We start from the raw sequence: 6,437 nt of genomic DNA on the forward strand, positions 1-6,437 counted from the left end.
AGAGCCGCAGTCGCGGCTCTTTCAGTTAGGATTCTAAAATACGTTTCATCGCATCTGACGCTTGTCGCCACTGCTCACTGCGTTGCAGATCTTCCAAGGTAAAACTTTGCGTCTTCAACAGATTAACCGCTTCAGGCGTTTCCATGATCGGCAGATTGTCTAACACCTCAATCTGACCTTGTCGATTATTGCATAACAGCAGCATGTCACAGCCTGCGACCAATGCTTGATGAGACCGCTCTGCTGGCCCCCCCATAATCGCCGCACCTTCCATATTTAAGTCATCAGAAAAAACGATGCCTTTAAAACCTAGTTGGTGACGCAGTACTTGTTTGAGCCAGTATTCAGAACCACTCGCTGGCTGGTCATCGTAATGGGGAAAAACAACATGAGCTGGCATCATTGCATCAAGAATGCCGGCTTCGATTTGCGCTTTAAATATCGCCATATCCTGTTCGAAAATGTTATCGCGATAATCAAATGGGGTTTCTAGATGTGAGTCAGCAATCACACCACCATGACCAGGGAAGTGCTTGCCGGTTGTCGCCATTCCTACCGATTTCATTCCTTTCATGTAAGCGAGACTATGGCAAACGATGGTATCCATATCCTCACCAAACGAACGGTCTCCGATCGCTTTACACTCATGCCCCTGATCCAACACAGGCGCAAAACTAAGATCGATATCATGGGCCACCAGCTCAGCAGCCATCAGCCAACCACCTTGCTGAGCTAACTGCTCACTGTTTTCAAACTGGGCATATCTCTGCGCAGCGGGAATTCGGGAGAACCCCTCTCTAAAGCGCTGTACTCGTCCACCTTCTTGATCAACACCAATCAGAATAGGTCTCTTAGCCGCGTGACGAATCGCTTTATTTAACGCCAATAATTGCGCACTATCATGGTAGTTGCGAGAAAAAAGAATCACACCACCTACGGTTGGGTGTTCAAGAATTTCTTTATCTTCTGCAGTCAGTTCACAACCAGCCACATCGATCCATAACGGTCCCATAATTTCTCCACATCCAACTGAATTTCGCTATGCTCCCGAGGTTATTAGGATTATTCTCTGTTTACAACGGTTAAACTTCACTGTTAGCGAAAATTGAGCATGACCACAAAAGAGTTATACATTGGCATTATGTCAGGCACTAGCCTTGATGGAATCGATACTGCACTGGTCGAGATTGACGATTGTCATATTCGCCTGTTGGAAAACCATGACCATGCCATTCCAGAGCAGCTTAAACAACGAATCCTAAATGTGTCACTGGGTCAATCAACTACGCTTCCAGAAATTGGTCACATAGATCATCAACTCGGCAAACTTTATGCGGAAGCAGTACAAGCGCTGTTGGCCAAAAGCGGACGAACAGCAAAAGAAATCACTGCCATCGGCAATCATGGTCAAACCGTCTTCCACCAACCTAATGGGGACGCGCCTTTTACCATCCAGCTTGGTGATGCCAATATCATTGCAGCCCTAACGCAGATAAATACGGTCGCCGATTTTCGACGCAAAGATATTGCACTGGGGGGACAAGGTGCCCCTCTGGTTCCTGCTTTCCACCAATCAATTTTCAAATCGAATGGCTCAAGCGTTGTGGTACTCAATATCGGCGGCATTGCCAACATTTCGGTGTTAAGACCAGATCACCCCATCATTGGTTACGACACAGGCCCAGGCAATATGTTGATGGACGCGTGGTGTTATAAACATCAAGGTATCGCGTTCGATAAAGATGCTCAGCTTGCTAATCAAGGCAAGATTGATACTGACCTACTGTCAGAACTCCTTGATGAGCCTTACCTAACACTTCCAGCACCTAAAAGCACCGGACGCGAACTGTTCAACTTGCCTTGGTTAGAAAACATCCTCAACCGTTACTCAACGAAGGTTGCTGATGTGCAAAGAAGCTTGTGTGAATACACCGCGCAAACTATTGCTAATGAAGTCAAAAAATTCAAACTAGGCGATACGCCAGAGTTATTAACCTGTGGTGGCGGCGCTCATAACCCACTACTCATGCAACGCTTAGCCGAGCTATTGCCAGATTGGCAGGTGATGCGAACCGATGACAAAGGCGTCGACAGTAATAATATCGAAGCGATGGCCTTTGCTTGGCTGGCCTATCGCCGCATTCACAATCTGCCAAGCAATCTGCCTGAAGTCACCGGAGCCTCCAAACTGGCTAGCCTTGGTGTGATGTACTTTGCTGATAAATAAGGACAACTATGACTAATGATGCGCTTATCGCTGCACTTTCACATTTAGTTTCTGAAGGGCGTAATCCTGAGACCATGGATATCGACCTCTTGCCTTCAAGTGAAATCGTCAAGCGAATCAATCAACAGGACCAACAGGTTCCTCTGGCGGTCGAGAAAGTGTTACCTGAAATCGCTCAAGCCGTCGATAAAATCACAGAGGCATTTAAGAGCGGAGGGCGTTTGATCTACATGGGGGCAGGAACCAGTGGTCGTTTGGGTGTTTTAGACGCCTCAGAGTGCCCTCCTACTTTTGGCGTATCCGATCAGATGGTGATTGGACTTATCGCTGGTGGACCAGAGGCGATTTTAAAAGCGAAAGAAGGCGCGGAAGACTCATTTACCTTAGGCATCGAAGACCTTAAAGCGATCAATTTTGCTCACCATGACGTGGTGGTTGGTATTGCTGCCAGCGGCAGAACACCCTACGTGATTGGAGCGCTCGAATACGCAAACCAAATTGGCGCAACCACCGTTGCCCTGTCCTGTAATCCTGACTCTCCCATCGCCGATATTGCACAAATAGCGATTAGCCCAATTGTGGGGCCAGAAGCTCTTACAGGATCGACACGATTAAAATCCGGAACAGCGCAAAAACTTGTGCTGAATATGCTAACGACAGCATCAATGATTCGTTTAGGTAAGAGTTATCAGAACCTAATGGTTGATGTGAAAGCGACCAACAAAAAGCTGGTTGCACGCGCTGCACGCATCGTTATGCAGGCAACTGATTGTGATAACAGTGAAGCGATTGCAACGCTCGAACAAACTCACTATGACGTTAAGGTAGCCATTCTGATGATTCTCACTGGAATGGACGCTGCTGAAGCAAAAAGTAAACTCGATAAACAAGACGGTTTTTTGCGCAAAGCGGTTCAGCTTCACCACAACGATTAATTGAATAACTAGGGGAGCAGAGGCTAACTTGCTCCCCTCTGTTATATGCGATTAACAATGGCTAGTTCTGGTATTCATTCCAGCCACGCTGCCATTCCATTCGAAACTTTTGCGCACTCTCTGTACCTTCACACACACCTTCGTAATATTGACCAGACAATCCTATCTGATAGGCGAAATCTGGGTTGCAGTATTGGCCGATACCTTCCGAGTAACCCGTTTCATAATCTGCCTGCTTAACTGCGCCTAAACTTGTCAGCTCTTTATAAGAACGCTGAGTGTGACCACTGACTCCATCTTGAAAACCAATTTGATACCAGTCTCCTTGTTTTGCGAGTTGCTCAGGGCTACTCACACACGCAGTCAGAACCGTCATTATGGCTACGACAATTATCTTCCTCATTGTTTTTCCTTGACTTTATCTCCAGTGATTAATCAAACCACTAAACTTCAACAATTGCCACTTACTGACAGAAAAAACCACTTAATAGCTCAGAAAACCACTCATTTTTCTATACGACCACTCACTTCAGAAGCGAATGATGATTGCCCGAGAAAGACTTAGTATCCATGGTGAGCTTAATTAATTTCACTAAGGAACAAGTGCTATGTTGTGGTTTCTAACCTGTGTCGCGGCCCTGATAGGTGGCTACTTTCTCTACGGCGCATTCGTAGAGAAGATTTTTGGTATTAACGAAAAACGTCAAACCCCTGCGCATACTATGCAAGATGGTGTTGACTACGTTCCAATGTCGACGAAAAAAGTCTACTTGGTTCAACTACTGAATATTGCTGGTGTGGGTCCTATCTTTGGCCCAATCATGGGAGCCCTTTACGGCCCAGCAGCAATGCTATGGATTGTGGTCGGCTGTATTTTTGCTGGTGCGGTACATGACTACTTCTCAGGTATGCTATCTGTACGTAATGGTGGTGCTTCAGTGCCGACCATCACAGGCCGCTACCTAGGCAATGGCGCAAAACACTTTATGAACATCTTTGCCATTGTTCTTCTGTTGCTAGTCGGCGTGGTATTTGTTTCAGCACCTGCGGGAATGATCACTAACCTAATTAACGATCAAACTAGCCTGAACGTTAGCATGACGACCATGGTTATCGCGATTTTCGCTTACTACATCATCGCTACAATTGTTCCTGTTGATAAAATCATTGGTCGCTTCTACCCACTATTTGGTGCCCTACTTATCTTCATGTCGGTCGGTCTAATGACAGCGATTGCTTTCTCTAGCGAACACACTGTAATGGGTGATTTCCAAGTCAGCGATATGCTAACTAACCTTAACCCAAATGATATGCCTTTATGGCCAGCGCTATTTATCACTATCGCATGTGGTGCCATTTCAGGTTTCCATGCAACCCAGTCTCCGCTGATGGCTCGCTGTATGGAAAATGAAAAGAATGGTCGCTTCGTCTTCTACGGTGCAATGATCGGTGAAGGTGTCATCGCGCTAATCTGGTGTGCGATCGCTCTATCTTTCTTTGGCTCACTAGAATCACTCTCTGAAGCTGTGAAAAACGGTGGTCCTGGTAATGTCGTTTACAGCGCATCATTTGGCCTACTCGGTGTCTTTGGTGGTGTAATCGCTTTCCTCGGTGTCGTCATCCTACCTATCACTTCTGGTGATACTGCATTCCGCTCTAGCCGTTTGATCCTAGCTGAATACTTCAACATGGAGCAAAAAACACTGCGCAACCGACTATTGATGGCAGTTCCACTATTCGTTATCGGTGGTATCTTGACTCAAGTAGATTTCGGCATTATCTGGCGTTACTTCGGCTTTGCTAACCAAACGACCGCGGTCATGATGCTATGGACTGCATCCGCGTACCTACTACGCCATAACAAGCTGCACTGGATTACCACTATCCCTGCAATGTTCATGACGACAGTGTGTGTTACCTTCATTCTCAATAACAGTTCACTAGGTTTTGGTCTGCCAATTCAAATATCAACGATTTCTGGAGTACTGTTTGCTCTAGCCGTTACCGCTTACGTGATTAAGAGATCCAAAGGTAAAGGTGAAACTGACCTTGCTGACGAAGAGAAACCACAAGCAGTCACAGAAACTGCGTAGCTCAAAACAAAAACGTAATGAAAACTAAGGCTCCTTCGGGAGCCTTTTCTATTGTAAAGCGCGTAAAAAAGCCAGTATGAGAAGACGAAAGCTATCAGCTGAGTTGGTCGTTTGGCTGCTAGTCGGTATTGGTTTGCATCGCGACAGACCTATTACTGATGTGTTTCAGGTAGTTGATCTGATAGCGAAGGGCCATAAGATAATACAATCCCTCTTCTGCATACCCTTGCGCGGATGCGGTTCCACCAATAATTTGTTCGACAAATTGCTTAATGTCACTGCCCAGCATTCGCTGGGCATAGAAAGAGTCACGATTTAATTAAACATAGTGCCGACTTTTTCAAAGAAGCCTTTGATTTTCTTATCGTTGAACAGTTTTTCCCAGTTCTCTATGCTTTGTTGCACGCCATGATAAGCCCAGCCTCTGCCATTATTAAGCTTAATAGCGCGGTCATACTTTGCTTTTAATTCAGGCGGTAGCTTATTTTCGTTATCGCCAAAGCGTATATATTCATCTAAGGTAGTTCTAACTTTCATTTCTCGTCGCATTAAGAAGTACATTAGTTCATCATATGCGACCAAATTTCCAAATTTTGCCAAGTTATCTAATAAGATAAGGTTTTCCTCTGCAGTCAGACATATATGATTAAATTCATTCGCCAACTCTATATCGTCAAAGCATAATGAATAAGGAACACCAAGGCTTCCCCAGTTATTTCCTTTTAGCAGCCATTTTTTAGCAAGATTATAATAATAATTTACCTCACTATCGTTTCCTTTAGTTTTGCCTTCTTCTGCATTTATTTTCATATTGTATAAGGATGACGAACTAATATAACTACCAGCATCTTTTCCCTCTTGTAAAATAGCTTCCCCTTCAGCAGTAAATTGTTCACGATAATCACCGATATAGCCGCCATCCGGAGAATTTCTGAAGGCACCAAGATACATATTGGGAATTAACGGATCTTTTCTCGCCCAGGCAAGATAGGCGCGCTTCTTTACTTCATTAAAGCCAGACTCGTCACAGATATCGCGGTACTGTGTAAGCGAGCAGACTCGTTCTTCGCCGTATGTTTCCAACGCATAGGGGTAGCCTTCGATACTCAGCTCGCGCAGGTTTTCAATCGCCTGGTTAATATTTCGACTTGCTAACGCTAAGGAATAGATGTATCGCGCTTC

General features: G+C 45.2%; 6 protein-coding genes and 1 pseudogene. 4 read left to right on the top strand and 3 right to left on the bottom strand.

Going from position 1 to position 6,437, the window contains the following annotated elements:
- Positions 1-25 precede the first annotated feature (25 nt).
- Positions 26-1,012, bottom strand: a complete 987-nt coding sequence (nagZ, locus tag DA100_RS06045) for a beta-N-acetylhexosaminidase (RefSeq protein WP_138971372.1) — start codon at positions 1,010-1,012, stop codon at positions 26-28.
- Between the two features lie 99 nt (positions 1,013-1,111).
- Here nagZ and DA100_RS06050 point away from each other — a divergent pair, with 99 nt between their 5' ends.
- Both DA100_RS06050 and murQ read left to right on the top strand, forming a co-directional pair.
- Positions 1,112-2,227 (top strand): anhydro-N-acetylmuramic acid kinase, encoded by a 1,116-nt coding sequence (locus tag DA100_RS06050; protein WP_138971373.1) that lies wholly within the window; start codon positions 1,112-1,114, stop codon positions 2,225-2,227.
- Between the two features lie 8 nt (positions 2,228-2,235).
- The gene (gene murQ, locus DA100_RS06055) at positions 2,236-3,162 is read left to right on the top strand and encodes an N-acetylmuramic acid 6-phosphate etherase (RefSeq protein ID WP_138971374.1); all 927 of its coding nucleotides are present in this window, start codon (positions 2,236-2,238) and stop codon (positions 3,160-3,162) included.
- A 61-nt stretch (positions 3,163-3,223) separates the two neighbouring features.
- Here the strand turns inward: murQ and DA100_RS06060 are convergent, their stop codons facing one another.
- On the bottom strand, positions 3,224-3,565 hold the full coding sequence (locus DA100_RS06060; protein ID WP_138971375.1) for a DUF2799 domain-containing protein: 342 nt from the start codon (positions 3,563-3,565) through the stop codon (positions 3,224-3,226).
- Between the two features lie 205 nt (positions 3,566-3,770).
- Here DA100_RS06060 and DA100_RS06065 point away from each other — a divergent pair, with 205 nt between their 5' ends.
- Both DA100_RS06065 and DA100_RS06070 read left to right on the top strand, forming a co-directional pair.
- A complete protein-coding gene (locus tag DA100_RS06065; protein WP_138971376.1) occupies positions 3,771-5,255 on the top strand; it encodes a carbon starvation protein A in 1,485 nt (494 codons plus the stop codon).
- Between the two features lie 67 nt (positions 5,256-5,322).
- Positions 5,323-5,439, top strand: a pseudogene (locus DA100_RS06070) (transposase domain-containing protein); the annotation flags it as partial.
- Between the two features lie 131 nt (positions 5,440-5,570).
- Here DA100_RS06070 and DA100_RS20870 read toward each other — a convergent pair.
- Positions 5,571-6,437: hypothetical protein (locus DA100_RS20870; RefSeq protein ID WP_171052155.1), on the bottom strand; the 867-nt coding region annotated here is incomplete at its 5' end.

The sequence above is a fragment of the Vibrio sp. Hep-1b-8 genome (genome assembly GCF_006124995.1).
Lineage (GTDB): Bacteria > Pseudomonadota > Gammaproteobacteria > Enterobacterales > Vibrionaceae > Vibrio.